Consider the following 18287-nt stretch of genomic DNA (forward strand, 5'->3'; position numbering starts at 1 on the left):
GGCATACGAGATTTCTGCCTGTCTCGTGGGCTCGGAGATGTGTATAAGAGACAGGGTGGAGGGGTTGCGGTACCTGGCATGAGGGCGCTCCGACATGAGGGAAGGACCCGCCCGCGACCACTGTCGACGCTACGCCCCGGCCACGGCATCAGCGCGCGCAGGCCCGGCTGCGGCAGGCGGCCAGGGCTTGCTCAGCCGGCCGTCCAGGGCGCCTCCGGGAGCTTGGCGCCGCCGTCGTGCCCGGAGAACTCCACCGTGGTCGGGGTGCCCAGGCCCGCCATCCGCATCGTCACCCGCCGCAGCGCGCCGTCGCCGTCGACCCAGTACGTCAGCGGCGACCGGCCGCCGTCGGGCGCCGCGCCCTGGGCGCGCGGGCCGGCGAACCGGTCGTAGCTCCGGCCGTCGATCCGGTCGCGGCCCAGCCAGCGGGCCCCGGACTGGGCGAGCAGCAGCGGGTTGTCGGGGCGGTCGGCGCCGAGCTGGACCAGCAGGCTGAGCCCGGCGTCCAGTGGGTCCGCGGTGTACGAGCGCGGCGACCAGCCGGCCCGCGGCACGTGCTCGGCCTGCTGCCACGCCGGGCCGTCGACGCCGGCCGGCTCGGGGGCCAGCCCGAGGCCGCCGGTGTCCCAGACGATCAGCCCGTGGTCCAGCGGCCCGCTCGCCCCGGTGGTCTGGTAGCGGCCCACGCCCCGGTGGCTGCGGTAGTCCACGACGCCCTCGACGCGGATGGTGACGCCCCCGCCCTCGGCGGCCGTGAGCGTCACCCCCACCGGGCTGGCCTGGTGGAGGTTCAGCCGCGACAGGGCCAGCCGGGACGCCTCGTCCGTGGTCACCGGCCGTTCGGCGGCCTCGTCGGAGACCGTCCGGTAGACGGCCAGGCCGCCCGCCGCGGTGCCGCACACCACGATCGCGACCAGCGCCCGGAGCCAACGGCCCCGGCGCGGCCTGCGGGTGTCGGTCCTCGGCTTGCGGGCCATGCGGGTGCCTTCTCTCGTCAATCGGTCGTCGGACGGTCGGTCGTCGGCCGGTCAGTCGGTGGATCGGTCAGTCGGTCGGTCATGGCGGTCACAGCAGTCGGGCGGGCCCGGGGACCGTCGGTCCTCGAACCCGCCCGACCCGGCACCGGCGCACGGGGCGGCCGGTGCCGGAGTGCCCGGCTCAGACCCTAGTCCTGCCGGACGGCCCTGCGCCTACGGGCCAGCAGCACCAGCGCCGCGCCGAGGGTGAACAGCGCCACCGCGCCCACCGCGGCGTACGGGATCGCCTGGCTCGCACCGGTGTTGGGCAGGTGCCCGGGTGCGGGGCCCGGCGGGGCCGGGGGTGCCGGGGGTGCCGGCACCGGGGTCGACGTCGTCGGCGGCGGTGTCGGCGTCGGCGTCTCGGTCGGCGTCGGGGTCGGGGTCGGGATCAGCCGGTTGACGGCCGTCACCTCGACGCCGGCATCGAGGTTGTCGGAGGTGAGGACCAGCGGCCCGAACACCGTGACGTCGGGGGCCGAGTAGCCTGCGGGCGGGCTCAGCTCCTGCCAGTAGTACGTCCCCGGCACGCCGCTGCCGCCGCAGAGCCCGTCGGCGCCGGTCGTGCAGGGTTCGCCGACCTTGCTGTCGGACCTGTCGCCGGTCGGCTGCAGCCCGTCGGTGCCGTTGGTCTCGTGCCACAGCTGGAACTTGGCGCCCGCCAGCGGCTTGCCGTCCTGGTCGTGTTTGACCAGCCGCAGCGCGCCTTCCTGTTGGCGGAAGCCGAAGTCGTAGGTGTGGTCGTTCTCGCCGGGCCCGCCGGTGGTCAGCGCCCGTTCCGGGTACTTCCCGCCCGTCGGGACGATGCCCTTGGAGTCGACGAAGTGGTTGTCACCGACGTCGTGTTCGGTGGCCACCCACTGGAACAGCGGCCCGCCCTTGGCGTAGTCGGCCGGATTGTCCAGCTTGATCGTGTACTTGGTCCTCGGCTTGAGGCCGCCCTCGACGTTGCTGTCGTCGAAGTAGTACTCGCCGCGCGCCGTCGTCTTCGCCGTACCGACCGCCTTCCCCGACTCGTCGTACAGGTGGACGGTGGCGCCCGGCACCGGGCGCTGGCCCGGCAGTTGGAGGCCGCTGCGCTCCGGGTCGTACCAGACCCGGTTGCCGATCTGCAGCGGTGCCTGGTCGCAGAGCACTTCGAGGTCGCCCATCGCGGCGCCCTTGCCGAACGGCGGGACCTGCCCGACGGGGTTGAGGCGCAGGCCTCCGTCGGCCTTGCCGTCGCGCTTCTCGAAGGCCGCGCCGTAGCCGAAGGCCATGCCGTTGGTGTCGTAGCCCGACGTCGCGATGGAGTTCTCGGCCTTCGAGAACGCCATTCCGGCGTTCAGGGCGTTGTTGTGGCCGATGCGGTTGTTGTCGAAGAACCGGGTGCCCCGGGTCGTGGCCCCGCAGCCGTTGTTGGTGTCCAGCACGTAGGTGCCGTTCACCGGGCAGGCCTTGTTGAGGTCACCGCCGGGCAGGACGTTGGCCGTCGTGCCGGCCGTCGGTCCGGCCGCCGACTGGTCGCCGAAGCGGTCCCGGAAGGCGAGCAGCATCGAGCCGTCGGTCTCGAACGCGATCTCGGCCAACGCAGGCTCGGGGTTGGCCATGTAGCCGGTGCAGGTACGGCCGTTCTGCGTGGCCGGGAAGGCGTCCTGCCACGGGAACCAGCCGGCGCCGGGGCAGGGGCCGCCGACCGTGCTGCCGCGCGGGTAGTCGAGCGGCTGGTCCAGCACGGCGTTCTTGAACACGCCGGTGGCGGGGTCGAAGGGCAGCACCACGGCCCGCAGGTCCGAGGTCCTGCCGGTCGACTCGCCGGAGCAGACACCGCCGAGGTAGCCGGTGCCGTCCTGCAGGCCGAGGCCGTACGGACGCCAGTCCCCGGCGGCCGGGCAGCCCGGGTCGGGGATCGGGTAGGCGGCCTTGGGCTCGGCGGCCGTCGGCGCTGTGGCGTCGTAGCGGTAGAGCTTGCGGTCGTGGAGGTTGACGACGAACAGGTCCTTGCCGTCGTCGCTGATCTTGATGCCGCCCAGGCTCTCCTTGCCCACCGCGGGCAGGAAGGCGTCGTCGTTGCCCGGGCCGTGCGGCGTGCTGCCGGCGTCCGGGACGGTGGCGAACAGGGTGGTCTTCTTCTGCGCGGGGTCGGTCACGTAGATCGCGCCCGCACCGCCGGGGCCGTACGCGGTGGTGCGCTTGGCCGAGGCCGCGGAGAAGAGCCGCTTGTCGGTCCTGTTCCACGCGATGCCGTAGAGGTTGCCGGTCTGCTCGGCGGTGGCCAGATCGGTCACGGTCGCGTCGGTACCGGCCACGCCCCGGGCACTGTACGGGAAAGAGGCCAGCGTGTGCGCCGATTCGCCTTCCCTGGGCGCGGGTTGACAGGTCGTCACCAGCGGCGCGTTCTTCTGGCAGTAGTCACCCGGGCTCCACAGCCCGGTGGTGACCTCCGCCTTCTTGCCGCCGGAGAGGTCGACGAACTCCTCGTTGCTGCTCAGCTGGTTGGGCGCACCGGTCAGGCCCTGGCGCGAGGCGAAGGCCGGGAACAGCACACCCGGCTTCGGATTCACCACCTGGACGCGGTACTTGCCGCCGGTCACCTTGCTCGTCGCCGGCGCCAGCGTCACCGTGCCGTCCGCCGCCGTGGTGCCCTCGATCCCGGCGCCCGCGTCGTCGGTGAGCGTCACCTTCACGCCCGCCATGCCCGGTTCCAGTGCGGGCGTCCACACCCCGCTGGTGTCCACGGCCCGGATCACCCGGACCGTCACCGTCCCGTCGCCGGTCTGCGGGAAGGCCGACGGGGCCGCCGCCAGCGAGCAGGCGCCGATCGCGACGGCCAGCGCCACCGCCCCGCCGAGCGTGCGGCCGCCGAGGTCACCCGGCCGCCGCCGGGCCGGGCCGCGCGCGGCGCCGGCCGTTCGTTCACTTGTCGTCGTCATCCCTGCTCTCATCGTCACGTTGGGCACTTTCCGGTGGGGCCTGCCGACCGACCTCGCGAGGGAGTTCGTGAGTGGCGGAAAGCCGCCATTGTTAACGGGAGCTTAAAGCGCCACCACACAAGTTCGCAGGAAAACAAGGAACTCTGACGGATCACCAGTCGTTTCGACGGCCGTCGCGGCACTGCGTCCCACGCCCGGCATCGGGCCGCTGACCTGCGAAGGAACGCCACCCCTGCCCCGACCGCACCCCCGGGCACCGCAGGAACCCGTCATCCGTCGAACACATTTCCCGCCGAATCTGCACACGCCGCGGCCCAACCCACTCGCCCCACCGGCGACTTCCGCCTCGGCCTCACCCCGCCTCAGCCCCGCCTCAGCCCCGTCTCAGCCCGCGAGCGGCGGGTTGAGGCGGGCGAAGGCCTCCTGCCGCCGGTACGGGAAGTACGGGTACGGCGCGGTGCGGGCGCTCGCCGCGTCGAGACGGGCCACCTGGTCGTCCGTCAGCGACCAGCCGACCGCGCCGAGGTTCTGGCGCAGCTGCTCCTCGTTGCGGGCGCCGATGATGACCGAGGAGACGGTCGGACGGCGCAGCAGCCAGTTGATCGCGATCTGCGGGACGGTGCGGCCGGTCTCGGCGGCGACCTCGTCCAGGGCGTCGACCACCCGGTGGAGCAGCTCGTCCTCGACCGGCGGGCCGTAGTCGGCGGTGTCGTGCAGTCGGCTGCCGGCCGGGAGCGGCTGCCCGCGCCGGATGCGGCCGGTGAGGCGGCCCCAGCCGAGCGGGCTCCAGACCAGGGCGCCGACGCCCTCCTCCTGCGCGAGCGGCATCAGCTCCCACTCGTAGTCGCGCCCGACGAGGGAGTAGTAGACCTGGTGGGAGGCGTAGCGGGGGCGACCGTGGCGGTCAGCGAGGGCGAGGGACTTCATCAGCTGCCAGCCGGAGAAGTTGGAGACCCCGGTGTAGCGGATCTTCCCGGCCCGGACCAGGTCCTCCAGGGTGGCCAGCACCTCCTCGATCGGGGTGCCCGCGTCGTAGGCGTGCAGCTGGAAGAGGTCCAGGTAGTCGGTGCCGAGGCGGCGCAGCGCGTCGTCGACGGCCCGGGTGAGTCGGGCCCGGGAGGTGCCGGCGTCCTGCGGGCCGGTGCCGGTGGGCAGGCCGGCCTTGGTGGAGATCAGGACCTGGCCGCGGCGGCCGCGGACGGCTCGGCCGAGCACTTCCTCGGACGCGCCGTCGGAGTAGACGTCGGCGGTGTCGAAGAGGGTGACCCCGGCGTCGATGGAGATGTCGAGGAGACGGCGGGCCTCCTGGACGTCGGTGGTGCCCCAGGCACCGAACAGCGGGCCGCGGCCGCCGAAGGTGCCGGTGCCGAGGCTGAGCGCGGGGACCTTGAGTCCGGACGCGCCGAGGCGGCGGTATTCCATGTCGGCGACGGACATTCCCATGGCTGCTCTCCCCTCGAAGCCCCTAATGGGACTCTCGTTCCGTTAGGATGCTCCGAACCTAGCAGACTCCACTCATCTAATGGAACAGGAATCCCGTTAATGGCTGCCGAACCCGCCGAGCCCTCCACTCCGGGCACCCTCCGCCCCGGCGGCCGGACCGCCCGGGTCCGCGCCGCCGTCCTGCGGGCCGCCGAGGACGCCCTGGTCGAGCACGGCTTCAGCGGCCTCGACCTCGGCGACATCGCCCAGCGGGCCGAGGTCGGCCGCACCACCGTCTACCGCCGCTGGGGCAGCACCACCGCGCTGGTCGCCGACCTGCTCGCGGACATGGCCGAACAGTCCCTGCCGCGCACGCACAGCGGCTCCCTCGCCGAGGACCTGCGGGCCAACGCCCGGCTCGTCCAGCGCACCCTGGCCGACCCCCGCCAGGGCGCGCTGTTCCGCGCGGTCATCGTGGCGGCGAACTGCGACGCGGACGCCGCCGAGGCGCTGCGGCACTTCTACCGGCGCCGGGTCGAGGAGTGGGCGCCGTGCGTCACCGAGGCCGTCGAGCGCGGCGAACTCCCGCCGGACACCGACGCGCCGGAGGTCGTCCGGGCCGTCTCCGCGCCGCTCTACTACCGGATGCTCACCACCGCCGAACCGCTGGACGAGGCCGCCGCCGACCGCGCCGCCGAGGCCGCCGAGGCCGGCGCCCGCGCCGGGGCGTACCGGCGAGAAGGCTGACCGCCGACAGCTCGGCCGCGGCGGCGCGGTCGGCGGCGCTCCCCCGGTCGGAGTCGAAGCCGGCCGCACCGACAGCGAGGGCCGCCGGGGTCACCCCCGACGGCCCTCACCCGGCTGCGGCCTGACGATCTAGAAGAAGCCGTCGTCCTCGTAGTAGTTGTTGACGACGACCTCGGGCCCGTCGTCGTCGAACGCCTCGTTGAGCAGCGCACCGCCGACCAGACCCGCCGCGCCCGCGCCGATCAGGGCGCCGGTGCCGAAGCGGCGGCCGCCGCCCTGGGCCTGCTGGCCGGGCGCCTGTGGGTAGCCCTGCTGCGGGTAGCCCTGCTGGGGAACCGGCTGCGGGTAGCCCTGCTGCGGGGTGTAGAACGGCGGGGCGGTGGTCTGCACCCGCTGGGCGCAGGCGGCGCAGGTCTCGATCTGGCGCGGCACGCCCCACTGCGGCGACCACAGCACCGCCGTCGTGCCGGCGCCGTGCGAGGGGTCGAAGAAACACGTCACGGGGGAACTCCCTGCTCCTGGCTGGGTCTGCGGAACGGCGGGCGCGGCGGCGGGCACCACCGGCGCGGGTACCGGTGGCGCGGGCGGCGCGGCCGGTACTGCCGGCACGGCGGGCTTCACCGGAGCCGGCGCGGGCGCCGGCGCGGGCTGCAGGACGTCCACGCCGAAGTCCGCGGCGATGCCCGCGAGCCCCGTCGCGTACCCCTGCCCGACCGCCCGGAACTTCCAGTCCGTGCCGTGCCGGTACAGCTCGCCGAACACCATCGCCGTCTCGCTGCCGGCCTCGGACGCCACGTCGTAGCGGGCCACCTCGACGCCGCCGTCCGGGTCGGTGATCCGGACGTACGCGCCGCGCACCTGCCCGAAGCTCTGGCGCCGCTGCGCCGCGTCGTAGATCGCCACCGCGAAAGCGATCTTCTCCACGTCGGCGGAGACCTCCGCGAGCCCGACCTCGATCTGCTCGCGGTCGGCGCCGCCGCCGGAGCTGCCCTGGTGGCGGACCGAGCCGTCCGGGCTCCGCAGGTTGTTGAAGAAGACGAAGTTCCGGTCCGAGCCGACCTTCCCGTCCGCCCCGCACAGCAGCGCGCTGGCGTCCAGGTCGTACCCGGCCCCGGCCGTCCAGCCGAGGCCGACCCGGACCACCCGGAGACCGGGGGCCTGCTTGCCCAGGGAGACGTTGCCGCCCTTCGTCAGGGCCACACTCATGGGCTTCCTCCACCACCGTACGAGTACCGCTGTAACCTCTGTCCGACCACGACAACGCTGTAGAAGTCGCGCCGGTTCCCGGCCCGGCGCTCAGGAACGCGTCACCGCCGGACGGGCGGGACCGGCGCCGGACGGGCCGGGATCAGTACCGGACGGGCAGTTCCAGCAGCCCGCGGGCCCGCAGGGTGGGGCGGTGGCGCAGCCGCTCGACCGGGACGTCGAGGGCGAGCGCGGGGAAGCGGCGCAGCAGGGCGGTCAGGGCGATCGCGGTCTCCATCCGGGCCAGCGGCGCGCCGAGGCAGTAGTGGATGCCGTGGCCGAGGGCGAGGTGGCCGTTCTCGCGGCGGCGCAGGTTGAGCCGGTCGGGGTCGGTGAACTGCCCGGGGTCGCGGTTGGCGGAGCCGAGCGCGAGCAGCACGGTCTCCCCCGCCGGGACGGTGACGCCGCCGATGGTGACGTCCTCGCGCGGGAAGCGGCGGATGGCCAGCGGGGCGGGGCCGTCGAAGCGGACGAACTCCTCGACGGCGCCGTCGATCAGCTCCGGTTCGGCGCGCAGGGCGGCGAGCTGCTCGGGGTGGGTGAGCAGGGCCAGGACGGCGTTGGCGATGAGGTGGACGGTGTTCTCGTAGCCGGCGAAGAGGATGAGGAAGGCGAGCGAGGTCAGTTCGTCCTCGCTGAGCCCGCCGCCGCCGTCCTGCTCGTCGCGGACGGCGATCAGGTCGGAGAGCAGGTCGTCGCCGGGCTCGGTGCGCTTGCGCTCGATCAGGCCGGTGAAGAAGCCGAGCATCGCCTTGACGGCGGCTCGGGCCGCCTCCGGCTGCTGGGGATCGGGCGTGATGAGGGTGTCCGTCCAGGCGCGGAAGTCGTGCCGGTCGTCCTCGGGGACGCCGAGCAGGTCGCAGATGACGGTGATCGGCAGCGGTGCGGCGTACGCGGCGAGCAGGTCGGCGCGGCCCGACGGGGCCATGGCGTCGAGCAGTTGACCGGCGACCTGCTCGATCGGGGCGTGCAGGGCGGCGATCCGGCGCGGGGTGAAGGCCCGCACGACCAGCCGGCGGATCCGGGTGTGGTCGGGCGGGTCCATGTTGAGCAGGTTGGCGTCCAGCGCGGGCGGCAGCGCGAAGCCGCGGTAGTTTCCGGGCGCGGCGTGCGCCTTGTCGAGGGCGAGCCGCGGGTCGGCGAGGGCCTGGCGCACGTCGGGGTAGCGGGTCACCAGCCAGAAGGGCAGGCCGTCCGGGCCGACGACCCGGTGGACGGGGGCGTCGGCGCGCAGTCGGGTGTAGCCGCCGTACGGGTCGGCGATCAGGGACGTCAGGGTGAGGTCGGGCGCTGTCACCGGCCCAGCCTACGGGGGTGGCGGCGGCACTCTGGCGGGGCGTCAGGACCGGACTTATTGTCAGGTGACATGACACTTATTCGTCGGACCGCCGCACTGGCCGCCGCCCTCGCCGGAACCCTCGCCGCGCTGCTCGCCCCCGCAGCCGCCCAGGCCGACCCGACCGGCTGCCGCACCACCGCCGCCGCCCCGACGGATGCCGAGCAGGCCCGCCTCCAGGACGCCCGCACCGCCGCCTTCACCGAGCGCTCCGGCCTGCGCGACCTCCTCCACCGCTTCCCCGCCGCCCTGTGCGCCGCCCACGACGCCCGCCGCGCCGAGCGGGTCGTGGACGCCTGGGGCCGGGCCCTGTGGCAGGCCGGCGTGGACCGCGCCCAGGGCCGGCGGCCCAGCGGCGAACTGCCCGCCCGCGACGACCGCCCGCTGTACTGGACCAGGCTCGCCATGACCGTCCAACTGGCGCACTGGCAGCCCGGGTTCGAGGTCGACCGCACCGAGCTCCGGGCCCGGTTCGAGGACGCCTCGCGCGGCCTCGACAGCGGCTTCAGCTCCGCGCACGGCATCCGCCGGATCTTCGTCAGCGGCTTCGACCCGTACGGGCTGGACGCCGAGCCGCGCCGCGCCAACCCCTCCGGCGCGGCCGTCCTGCAACTGAACGGTCAGCGGATCACCCTCGCCGACGGCAGCACCGCCGAGGTGCGGGCCGTCGTCCTGCCGGTCCGTTACGGCGACTTCGACCGGGGGATCGTGGAGCGCGCCTTCGGCCCGCATCTGCGCCCCGGCCCGCAGTCCGCCGACCTGATCACCAGCATCAGCCAGGGCTACCCCGGCGAGTTCACCCTGGAGGCCTGGGCCGGCCGGGCCCGCTCCGCGGACCCGTTCACCGACAACGTCCGCGCGCTCTCCGGCGGCACCACCGCGCACCCGGTCGACGCCCCCGGCCTGGCCCCCGGGCCCCAGTTCATCCGGACCACCCTGCCCACCGACGCCATGACGGCCGTCCAGCAGCCCTACCCGGTACTGCTCAACACCCCCGTCACCGAGATCCCGGCGGGCGCCACCGACCCCGTGGTCCCGTCCGACGGCCCCACCCCCGGCTCCCGCGCCGTCGCCGGCGGAGGCGGGGGCTACCTCTCCAACGAAGTCGCCTACCGCTCCAACCGCCTGCGCCTCGACCTCGCCCCCGACCTCCCCGGCGGCCACCTCCACACCCCGGTCCTCACCGGCCTGCCCACGGACCAGGACCGCCTCACCGCACCGGAGTTCGAGCAGAACGAGGCCGCCATCGCCGACCAGGTCCGCGCCATCCTGAGCAGCGCCCGGCTCTGAGCAGCCACCGGGGCGGGCCGCTGTCCACCGGGCCCGCCCCGCGCCGCGACGCCCCGCGCTACGCCGGCCGCCTGCCGCCCGCCGGGGCGGCGAAGCGCGTCCCCGCCGCCCGGGCACGCGAGGCGGCGATCTCCGCGTGGGCGGCCTCGCGGCCGGCCCAGTGGGAGCCCTCGACGGACTTGCCGCGCTCCAGGTCCTTGTACACGCGGAAGAAGTGGGTGATCTCCAGCAGGTCGAACTCCGGCAGGTCGCCGATGTCCCGCAGCGCCGCGTACCGCGGGTCGCGGGCCGGGACGCAGAGCACCTTCTGGTCCGGGCCGCGCTCGTCTCGCATCACCCACACGCCCACTGCCCGGCAGGTGAGCACGCACCCGGGGACGGCCGGTTCGCCGCCGAGCACCAGGGCGTCCAGCGGCTCACCGTCGCCGCTGAGGGTGCCCTCGACGTAGCCGTAGTCGGTGGGGTAGCGGGTGGCCGTGAACAGGGTGCGGTCGAGACGGATCCGGCCCGCCGCGAAGTCCATCACGTACTTGTTGCGCGACCCCTGCGGGATCTCGATCATCACCTCGAACTCCACCGCGGCCTCCTCCTCGGCTCCTGGGGAGCACCCCGGACTCCCGGAACGATTGTCGGCCGTTCGGGCACCGGCCGAAACCGCCTCCGCCGTTCGGCGGAGTCCACCGGGGCACCGCCGCGGCCGCTGCGGTGAGCGCGCGGCGCAGCGGCCCGCGCCTCATCGGAGGGTCGGTTTCCAGGGGCCTTCCTCGGGGCGGGCCTCGCTGTCCGTCCCGGGCCAGGGCGGCATGGTGACGGCCGTGATGCGCAGCGGCCCGTCGGAGTCCTCGTCCGCCCGGAACTGGAAGGAGGTGCCGAGCGGTATCGACGCCGCGGTGCCGGGTACGAGCCGTACGGTCTCCTCCCGTTCGCCCTGGCGGCGCCAGAGCTCGCCGCTGCCCGAGGTGACGTGCCACAGCTCCTGCACGGTGGCGTGCGACACGGCGTGGGTGACCTGCCCGGGGGCGAGCACGAACACCGCGAGGCTCCCCTGCCCGTCCACCACCAGCAGCGGGCGGACCTCCGCCCCGTCCGGGGCGGTCACCGCGGGTGCCCCGCCCGCGTCCGCGGTCCGGAACGGCTGCTGCCCTGACCGATTGCTCATCCGACGACCTGGCCTCTCCCGTGTGCCCGAGTAGCGTGGTCCCGTCCCCCACCGCCGATGGGACCACGGCCACGGGCCCGCCCGCCAGAGCGCCCTATCCGGGGATCACCCTGCTCTCCGTCCCGAAGTCGCGCACCGCCTCGGTGACGATCGCCTCCAGGCGGGCGTGGTGGGCGCCGCGCCAGTAGGCCTGGCCGCAGTCGGTGCACTGGGCGAAGGCGTCGTAGGAGCGTTCGGTGCCGTCCCGCAGTTGCTCGCGCACCGAGGTCTTGGTGACGGCGCGCAGCGTGCCGTTGCAGGTGGTGCAGCGGCTCCAGGGGGCGAGCGGCGGTGCGAAGCGGGAGAGCACGTCGCGCAGTTGCTCGGCGGGGCGGTGGCTGTAGACGTAGGCGCCGGCCCAGAGCTCGCGGCGGCGCAGCAGGCCGCGGTCGCGCGAGAGCAGGACGCGCTGTTCGGCGGCGGAGCGGGCGGCCAGGGCGGCGTCGCCGATGTCGGGGTTCTCGTAGGCGGCGTCCACGCCGAGCAGGCGCAGTCGGCGGGTGAGGGTGCCGAGGTGGACGTCCAGGAGGAAGCGCGGCGGGGTGGGCGAGGGCTGCGGCCTGGTCACGGCGTGCACGGCGACGTGTTCGCCGTCGGCCGGGACGTGTGCTTCGGGCACGGCCTGCCCGTCCACCAGCAGGGCGCCGACCTCGGTGAGCGGGACGCCCAGGGACTCGACGACGTGGCCGAGCGTGGAGGTGCCGTCGGTGCGCAGCGAGGTTCGGCCGGCCCGCCGGGGCGCGGAGACGAAGAGGTGCAGCTCGGGGGCGAAGTCGAGCCAGATCTGGGGTCGGTCCACGCGGCCAGCATGCCAGCGTGCGGCGGGCGGGGGCCACCGGTTTCCCGGCCCCCGCCGATCACCGGGCCACCGCGGCGGTGTCAGGCCCCCGGCGCGGCGGCGTCCGCCGGCACCGGCGAGGGGGGTGCCGTGTGCCGGTCGCGGTCGCACTCCGCCCACCGGGCGACCGGCCCCATCGCGTAGCCGGCCGCGAGGAAGACCGCGCCCAGGACCAGCCAGCCCGCGAGGCCGCCGTCCAGCAGCAGCGTGGTGAGCAGCAGCGGCCCGAGGGTGCGGGCGACGGCGACGCCGGTGCCGAAGAAGCCCTGGTACTGGCCGATCCGCTCCGGCGGTGCGAGGTCGAAGCCGATCTGCCAGGAGCCGGCCGACTGCCGCATCTCGCCGGCCACCTGCAGCACGGACGCCGCGACGAGCAGCGCGCCGACCGCCCACACCGGCACGTCCAGCGCGGACAGGCCGAAGACAGCGCAGCAGCCGAGCAGCAGCACCCCGGCCGAGCGGACGGCGCGCGCGGCCGAGTCCAGCCCGGTGACGTCGCGTGCCGCCCGGACCTGGAAGGCGAGCACCGCCAGGGTGTTGAGCACGAACAGCGCCGATCCGAGCCAGCCGATCCCGGGGGCGCGCTGGGCGATCCACAGCGGGATGATCAGGCTGAGCAGCGGCATCCGCAGCAGCAGGACGGCGTTGACCAGGGTGACGGCGGCGTAGCGCCGGTCGCGCAGTACGGCCAGGCGCGGTCCGGTGCCCGACTCCTGTGGGGCGGGCGGGACTTCGGGCAGGCGCCGGAGGACGAGCGCGCCGATCAGCAGGCCGATCGTGGTGATGACGAAGGCGCCCAGGTACGCGTCCCGGGTGCCGACGCTCAGGGCGATGCCACCGACGGCGGCGCCGACGGCCAGGCCCCCGTTGAGGGTTGACTGGAGGTGGGCGAGCAGGCCGGTGCGTTCGGCGGGCGGAACGAGTCCGGCGACGAGTGCCTGCCGGGCGGCGGTGAGCCCGGACTGCGCGGTGGCGTAGAGGCAGACCGCGAGCAGGAACAGCGGGTAGGAGCGGATGACCAGGAAGGCGGCGACGACGGCCGCCGCGGCGAGCCCGAGCGCCACCGCGGTCCGGCGCGGGCCGCGGCGGTCGGCGAGGTGGCCGAGCGGGACTCCGGCGACGGAGCCGAGCGCCCAGGCGACGGCGAGGCCGATTCCGAGGGCGGTCGGTGACATGCCGACGACGCGGGTGAAGTAGAGCGCGGAGCAGGTGTAGTACGCGCCGTCGCCCACGGCGCTCGCCAACTGGGCTGCGGCCAGGGTCCGCTGGGGCCCTGCGGGTGGGAGGGCGCCCCACCGGGCGGCTCGGTCGGTCGGCACGGCTCTCCTTCGTGGTGACGGACCGTCACCGATCCCCCGAGAGCCCCCGTCGGCCGGCCACCCTCGGACGGGCGACAGCAGCAACGCACGGACGGGCGGCGCGCGGCCCGGGGGTTCACAACCGTCGGCAACGGTGCGCCACCACCCTAGGCAGAAACTGGCCCAACCGACAGGTCCAGTGATCAAGGAATTTCCTGGGCCACTTCCGACCGCCGCCGCAACGCCGACCGAGCGCTGAACCCGCGTGCGACAGCGGCTCGTTGGGCCCTCCGGCCGCTTTGGGGGCGTCCCATCGGAGCCTCGCCCGCGCGGCCGAAGCGCCGTCCGTACCCGCTCCGAATCCGCTCCCGCCGAGCGTTGCAAAAGCCCGACCACCCAATTCAGGGGCCAACTTTGACCGTGTTGACCCGTCAGTAGCGCCCTCTTATGCTCAACGGCGTTCGCGATCCGGCAGCGGAGTCAGGGCCGTCGTGCCCCTCCGATCCCGGCGCCGCTCCGGCTCGAAGGATGCCTCCCATCAGTACCTCCATCGCCTCCTCGGACCCCACCGGGCGCACCGGCGAGGCCCCCGCAGCGGAACCCACCGGTCGTCGACGCTTCCTCACCTACCTGCTGGCCGCGCCCACCCTCACCGTCGCCACCCGCGTCGGCCTCGACGCCGCCGCACCCGCGGCCGCGCGGGCCGCCGAACGCGCGGCGCAGGCCCGGGCCGCCGACGCGCCGCCGCAACTGCTCGGCCTGCCCGGCGTTCCGGACATCCTCGACCTCGGCGACGCGATGATCCTCGCCGGGCTGCCGACCTCCCACCTGCTGGTGCTGGAGGTCACCCCCGCCGGGCGGGCCCTGCTGTACCTTCCCCGGCTGGAGGTCGGCCAGGGCCTCACCACCGCGATGGCCATGCTGGTCGCCGAGGAGTTGGACGCCAAGCTCACCGACGTGGACGTCCCGCTGTCCGACGGGCGCCCGGAGCTGCTCTTCAACCAGCTGACCGGCGGCTCCAACTCGGTGCGCTCGCTGTACGACCCGGTGCGCGGCGCGGCCGCCGCCGCCCGGGCCCGGCTGGTGACCGCCGCCGCCAGGCGCTGGAACGTTCCCGCAAGCTCCCTGCGCACCGCCGACTCCGCCGTGCTCGCCCCCGACGGCCGCCGGGCCGGCTACGGCGAACTCGCCGCCGAGGCCGCCGCCGTGGTCCTGCCCGCCGTCCCGGTCACGCCCAAGCCGGCCGACCAGCTCCGCCTGGTGGGCCGGCCGACCGGCCGGATCGACGCCCGCGACATCGTCACCGGCCGCACCAAGTACGCCGGGGACCTGCAGATCCCGGGCGCCGTGCCCACCGTGGTCGCCCGCCCCACCACCGTCAACGGCACCCTCAAGTCCCTGGACGCCTCCGCCGCCCGCACCATGCCCGGCGTGCTCGGCGTGGTCCGGATCCCCAGCGGCGTCGCCGTCCTCGCCGAGACCTTCGACCAGGCGCTCAAGGCCCGCGACGCGCTGCGCACCACCTGGAACCCCGGCCCGGCCGCGGACCTCTCCACCGAGGACGTCCGCGCCCGGCTGCGCGCCGCCCACCTGCCGTTCCTCGTCCCGCCGCTGCTGACCCAGCACCTGGACGGAGAGTTCGACTTCGCCTTCGTCAACCACGCCCCGATGGAGGTGCTCACCGCCGTCGCCGACGTCCGGCCCAACCGGGCCGAACTGTGGTTCGCCGCACAGAGCCCGATCCTCGCCCAACAGACCATAGCCGCCGAACTCGGCCTGCCGCAGAACGCCGTCACCGTCCACGTGGTGCGCGGCGGCGGCTCCTTCGGCCGCAGGCTGTTCTTCGACGCCGCGCTGGAGGCCGCCCAGATCTCCAAGGCCGCCGGCCGACCGGTCAAGCTCATGTGGACGCGCAACGACGACATGCGCCACGGCCGGATGCGCCCGGCCAGCCACCACCGGATCCGGGCCACCTACGGCCTCGGCCAGGTACTCACCTGGGAACACCGCGCCGCCACCGTCAAGACCGACCTCGGCCACGGCCTCGGCGAGACGCTCACCGCCGCCGGGTTCAACCTCTCGCTCGCCGGGCTCAGCCTCGCCCAGGCGTTCTTCCTCCTCACCGAGAAGAACCCGTACAACGTCGGCATCCCCACCCAACTGCTCGCCGAACTGCCGCTGGACCTGCACACCGGCAGCTGGCGCTCGGTCTACTCGGGCACCGTCCGGGTGGCCGACGAGATCATGATGGACGAACTCGCCCGCCGGATGGGCCAGGACGAGCTCGCCTTCCGCCGCGCCCGGCTGCGCAGCGCCGCCGGACGGGCCGTACTGGACACCGTCGCCGCGAAGGGGAACTGGGGGCGCCCGATGCCCCCCGGCCAGGCGCAGGGGATCGGCTACCACGACGAGAACGGCGGCATCGCGGCCTACCTGGTCGAGCTGGACGCCACCGACCGCGCCAACCCCAGGGTCACCAAGGCCGTCGTGGCCGCCGACGTCGGCCGGGTCATCAACCCCACCGGCCTGGAGGCCCAGCTGACCGGCGCGCTGGTCGACGGCATCTCGGTGATCCTGCAGGCCGGCAACCACCTCGACAACGGCGCCTTCCGGGAGGGCAGTTACGGCGACTTCCACTACGCGCGGCAGCGGCACACCCCGCCGGTGGTCGAGATCCACCTGATGCCGCCGAGCGGCGCGCCCGGCGGCGCCGGCGAGCTGGGCGTCCCGGCGGCCTCCGCCGCGGTCGCCAACGCGTACGCCCGCGCGACCGGCACCAGCCCGCGCTCCTTCCCCGTCAACTTCTGACCCCGCTCGCCTTCCGAGCCCGTTCGCCTCCCGACCCCGTTCGCCGTCCGCAGCTTCCGACCGTCCAGAGCCGAGGATCCCGACTCCCCATGCCCACCCACACCTTCGTCCTCAACGGGCAGCCCGTCACCGTCGAGGCCCCGGACGACATGCCACTGCTCTGGGTGCTGCGCGACAAGCTCGGCGTCACCGGCCCCAAGTACGGCTGCGGGGTGGGCGTCTGCCGCGCCTGCACCAGCCACCTCGACGGCCAGGAGTTCCAGCCCTGCACCCGGTCCGTCAAGGACTGCGCCGGACACGCCGTCACCACCATCGAGGGCCTCGCCGACGGCGACACCCTGCACCCCGTCCAGGAGGCCTGGCTCACCTGCGACGTCGCCCAGTGCGGCTTCTGCCAGCCGGGCCAGATCATGGCGGCGGTCGCCCTGCTGCGCCGGACGCCGAACCCGACGGACGCCGACATCGACCAGATCCAGAACGTCTGCCGCTGCGGCACCTACCCGCGCATCCGCGAGGCGATCAAGCAGGCGGCCGCCCGACAGGCCACGACGCCGTAACACCGCACCGGCCGCCCTGCCCTGCCCTGCTCCGCTCCCGGACGGGCCGCTCGTTGTTTCAGCAGGATCCCGCCGCTACCCGACGACCGGCGCCGCCGGGTCGCGCCCGAAGAACGCGGCGAGCCGGTCGTACGGCGGGGCGTCCTCGGGGACGTCGACGGCGGGGCCGAAGGCGTGCTGCTCCTCCTCGGCGCCCCGGTACTCGGGCTTGAGCGCGCCGCCGGCCCAGTCGAGCGCGGCGAGCGCGACCTCGTGGTCCAGCCCCTCGGTGGACTGGCCGGTGGCTCGGGCCAAGTCCCATCCGTGGACGGCGAATTCGGCGATCTGCTGGTCCACCGGGAAGCGGGCCGGCAGGGTGCCGACGCCGGGCACCTCCAGAGTGCCGTCGAGATCCCCGGCCGCACGCCAGGCGTCGACCAGTTCCTCGGCCCCGGCCTCGAAGGCGTGCAGCCAGTCCTCCTCGACCCGTCCGAAGGGCTGCGACCAGTCCGGCCGGCCGCCCTTCGCCCGAACGGTGAACTGCCGCAGGTCGTAGAGCAGATGGCTGACCAGGTCGCCGACGTCCCAGGAACGGCAGGGGGTCGGGTGGCCGGCCAGTTCGATGCCGGTGCCGTCGATCAGCCCGGCGGTCTGCGCGAGGGCCCGGGCGAGCAGGCCGATCGGGTCGTCCGCTGCGGTCATGGCACACCTCTCGGTCGGGGCACGGGTCGTGCCGGGCGATCGTAAGCGCGAGCGCCGACCACCGCCCGGCACGACACCGCACGCGTTCCCGTTCCCGTTCCCCTGCCCGTTCCCGTTCCCCTGCCCGGCGGGTGTCGGGGCTCAGGCCGGCGGACCGTCAGGCCGCGAAGCCGCCGTCGACCGCCAGCTCCGCGCCCGTCACGTACCGGCCGTCCTCGCCCACCAGGTAGGCGACGGCGGCCGCGACCTCCGCGCCGGTGCCGAAGCGGCCGAGCGCGGTGAGCCCGCTCTGGAACTCCGCCGACGGGCCGTCGGCCGGGTTCATCTCGGTGTCGATCGGGCCCGGGTGGACCAGGTTCGCGGTGATCCCGCGCGGGCCGAGCTCCCGGGCCAGCGCCTTGGTCAGGCCGATCAGAGCGGCCTTGCTGGTCGCGTACAGCGTGGCGCCGGGGAAGGCGACCCGCTTGGCGATGCAGCTGCCGATGGTGACGATCCGTGCGCCGTCGGCCAGGTGCGCGGAGGCCGCCTGGGCGAACAGGAACGGCGCCCGGACGTTCACCTCCAGCACCCGGTCGACGTCGGCCGCCGCCAGCTCGCCGATCGGGCCGAGGACGCCGACGCCCGCGTTGTTCACCAGGACATCCAGCCGCCCGAACCGCTCGGCCACCGCCGCCACCACGCCGTGCACCGCCTGCGGGTCGGCGCTGTCCGCCCGGAGGGCCAGCCCGGTCCGCCCCATCGCGGTGATCTTCGCGACGACCTCCTCGGCCCGCTGCGCCTCGCCGTGGTAGGTCAGGACCACATCGGCCCCGTCCTCGGCCAGCCGGAGCGCGATCGCCGCCCCGATCCCCCGGCTGCCGCCGGTCACCAGGGCCACCTTGCCGTCGAGCTGGGCCGCGCCGTTCACGCCGTCCACGCCGTTCATCGTCATATCTCCAG

General features: G+C 74.5%; 14 protein-coding genes and 1 pseudogene. 4 read left to right on the plus strand and 11 right to left on the minus strand.

Annotated elements, in window-relative coordinates:
• Positions 1-191 precede the first annotated feature (191 nt).
• The 3 genes from OP86_RS07780 to OP86_RS07790 form a co-directional block, all read right to left on the minus strand.
• A complete protein-coding gene (locus OP86_RS07780; protein WP_030061664.1) occupies positions 192-977 on the minus strand; it encodes a hypothetical protein in 786 nt (261 codons plus the stop codon).
• Positions 978-1165: 188 nt separating this feature from the next.
• On the minus strand, positions 1166-3928 hold the full coding sequence (locus OP86_RS07785; protein ID WP_078653565.1) for an SdrD B-like domain-containing protein: 2763 nt from the start codon (positions 3926-3928) through the stop codon (positions 1166-1168).
• A gap of 384 nt (positions 3929-4312) precedes the next feature.
• Positions 4313-5350: an aldo/keto reductase gene (locus tag OP86_RS07790; protein WP_033331329.1), complete on the minus strand. Its 1038-nt coding sequence runs from the start codon at positions 5348-5350 to the stop codon at positions 4313-4315.
• Positions 5351-5470: 120 nt separating this feature from the next.
• Here OP86_RS07790 and OP86_RS07795 point away from each other — a divergent pair, with 120 nt between their 5' ends.
• Positions 5471-6097, plus strand: a complete 627-nt coding sequence (locus OP86_RS07795) for a TetR/AcrR family transcriptional regulator (protein ID WP_033331293.1) — start codon at positions 5471-5473, stop codon at positions 6095-6097.
• A gap of 654 nt (positions 6098-6751) precedes the next feature.
• Here the strand turns inward: OP86_RS07795 and OP86_RS37850 are convergent.
• Together OP86_RS37850 and OP86_RS07805 are read right to left on the minus strand one after the other, a co-directional pair.
• A pseudogene (locus OP86_RS37850) lies at positions 6752-7303 on the minus strand (TerD family protein); the annotation flags it as partial.
• A gap of 142 nt (positions 7304-7445) precedes the next feature.
• Positions 7446-8639, minus strand: a complete 1194-nt coding sequence (locus OP86_RS07805; protein WP_030061670.1) for a cytochrome P450 family protein — start codon at positions 8637-8639, stop codon at positions 7446-7448.
• 69 nt (positions 8640-8708) lie between these two features.
• Between OP86_RS07805 and OP86_RS07810 the strand changes: the two genes are divergently transcribed.
• A complete protein-coding gene (locus OP86_RS07810) occupies positions 8709-9968 on the plus strand; it encodes a pyroglutamyl-peptidase I (RefSeq protein WP_033331294.1) in 1260 nt (419 codons plus the stop codon).
• Positions 9969-10026: 58 nt separating this feature from the next.
• On the opposite strand, the gene OP86_RS07815 is transcribed toward OP86_RS07810, so the two are convergent.
• The 4 genes from OP86_RS07815 to OP86_RS07830 form a co-directional block, all read right to left on the minus strand.
• Positions 10027-10545, minus strand: a complete 519-nt coding sequence (locus OP86_RS07815; RefSeq protein ID WP_051829822.1) for an inorganic diphosphatase — start codon at positions 10543-10545, stop codon at positions 10027-10029.
• 156 nt (positions 10546-10701) lie between these two features.
• Positions 10702-11127, minus strand: coding sequence for a cupin domain-containing protein (locus tag OP86_RS07820; RefSeq protein WP_078653566.1), 426 nt, complete (start codon positions 11125-11127; stop codon positions 10702-10704).
• 94 nt (positions 11128-11221) lie between these two features.
• Positions 11222-11965, minus strand: coding sequence for a Mut7-C RNAse domain-containing protein (locus OP86_RS07825; protein ID WP_033331296.1), 744 nt, complete (start codon positions 11963-11965; stop codon positions 11222-11224).
• Between the two features lie 80 nt (positions 11966-12045).
• Entirely contained in the window at positions 12046-13323 is a 1278-nt protein-coding gene (locus tag OP86_RS07830) for an MFS transporter (RefSeq protein ID WP_030061675.1), read from the minus strand.
• 507 nt (positions 13324-13830) lie between these two features.
• Between OP86_RS07830 and OP86_RS07835 the strand changes: the two genes are divergently transcribed.
• Both OP86_RS07835 and OP86_RS07840 read left to right on the plus strand, forming a co-directional pair.
• Positions 13831-16110, plus strand: a complete 2280-nt coding sequence (locus OP86_RS07835) for a xanthine dehydrogenase family protein molybdopterin-binding subunit (RefSeq protein WP_078653567.1) — start codon at positions 13831-13833, stop codon at positions 16108-16110.
• Positions 16111-16199: 89 nt separating this feature from the next.
• A complete protein-coding gene (locus OP86_RS07840) occupies positions 16200-16667 on the plus strand; it encodes a (2Fe-2S)-binding protein (RefSeq protein WP_030061677.1) in 468 nt (155 codons plus the stop codon).
• A gap of 75 nt (positions 16668-16742) precedes the next feature.
• Here OP86_RS07840 and OP86_RS07845 read toward each other — a convergent pair whose 3' ends face one another.
• Positions 16743-17348, minus strand: a complete 606-nt coding sequence (locus OP86_RS07845; RefSeq protein ID WP_033331298.1) for a TIGR03086 family metal-binding protein — start codon at positions 17346-17348, stop codon at positions 16743-16745.
• A 157-nt stretch (positions 17349-17505) separates the two neighbouring features.
• Positions 17506-18273 (minus strand): SDR family NAD(P)-dependent oxidoreductase, encoded by a 768-nt coding sequence (locus OP86_RS07850; RefSeq protein ID WP_051829837.1) that lies wholly within the window; start codon positions 18271-18273, stop codon positions 17506-17508.
• Between the last annotated feature and the right edge of the window lie 14 nt (positions 18274-18287).

This window comes from Streptomyces novaecaesareae (assembly GCF_000716875.1).
GTDB classification, from domain to species: Bacteria; Actinomycetota; Actinomycetes; order Streptomycetales; family Streptomycetaceae; genus Kitasatospora; species Kitasatospora novaecaesareae.

What these genes read in the sequence shown, in the direction of transcription:
- OP86_RS07780 (WP_030061664.1), bottom strand. Translation starts at nt 977, where the DNA reads ATGGCCCGCAAGCCGAGGACCGACACCCGCAGGCCGCGCCGGGGCCGT.
- OP86_RS07785 (WP_078653565.1), bottom strand. Translation starts at nt 3,928, where the DNA reads ATGACGACGACAAGTGAACGAACGGCCGGCGCCGCGCGCGGCCCGGCC.
- OP86_RS07790 (WP_033331329.1), bottom strand. Translation starts at nt 5,350, where the DNA reads ATGGAATACCGCCGCCTCGGCGCGTCCGGACTCAAGGTCCCCGCGCTC.
- OP86_RS07795 (WP_033331293.1), top strand. Translation starts at nt 5,471, where the DNA reads ATGGCTGCCGAACCCGCCGAGCCCTCCACTCCGGGCACCCTCCGCCCC.
- OP86_RS07810 (WP_033331294.1), top strand. Translation starts at nt 8,709, where the DNA reads ATGACACTTATTCGTCGGACCGCCGCACTGGCCGCCGCCCTCGCCGGA.
- OP86_RS07820 (WP_078653566.1), bottom strand. Translation starts at nt 11,127, where the DNA reads ATGAGCAATCGGTCAGGGCAGCAGCCGTTCCGGACCGCGGACGCGGGC.
- OP86_RS07835 (WP_078653567.1), top strand. Translation starts at nt 13,831, where the DNA reads ATGCCTCCCATCAGTACCTCCATCGCCTCCTCGGACCCCACCGGGCGC.
- OP86_RS07840 (WP_030061677.1), top strand. Translation starts at nt 16,200, where the DNA reads ATGCCCACCCACACCTTCGTCCTCAACGGGCAGCCCGTCACCGTCGAG.
- OP86_RS07845 (WP_033331298.1), bottom strand. Translation starts at nt 17,348, where the DNA reads ATGACCGCAGCGGACGACCCGATCGGCCTGCTCGCCCGGGCCCTCGCG.
- OP86_RS07850 (WP_051829837.1), bottom strand. Translation starts at nt 18,273, where the DNA reads ATGAACGGCGTGGACGGCGTGAACGGCGCGGCCCAGCTCGACGGCAAG.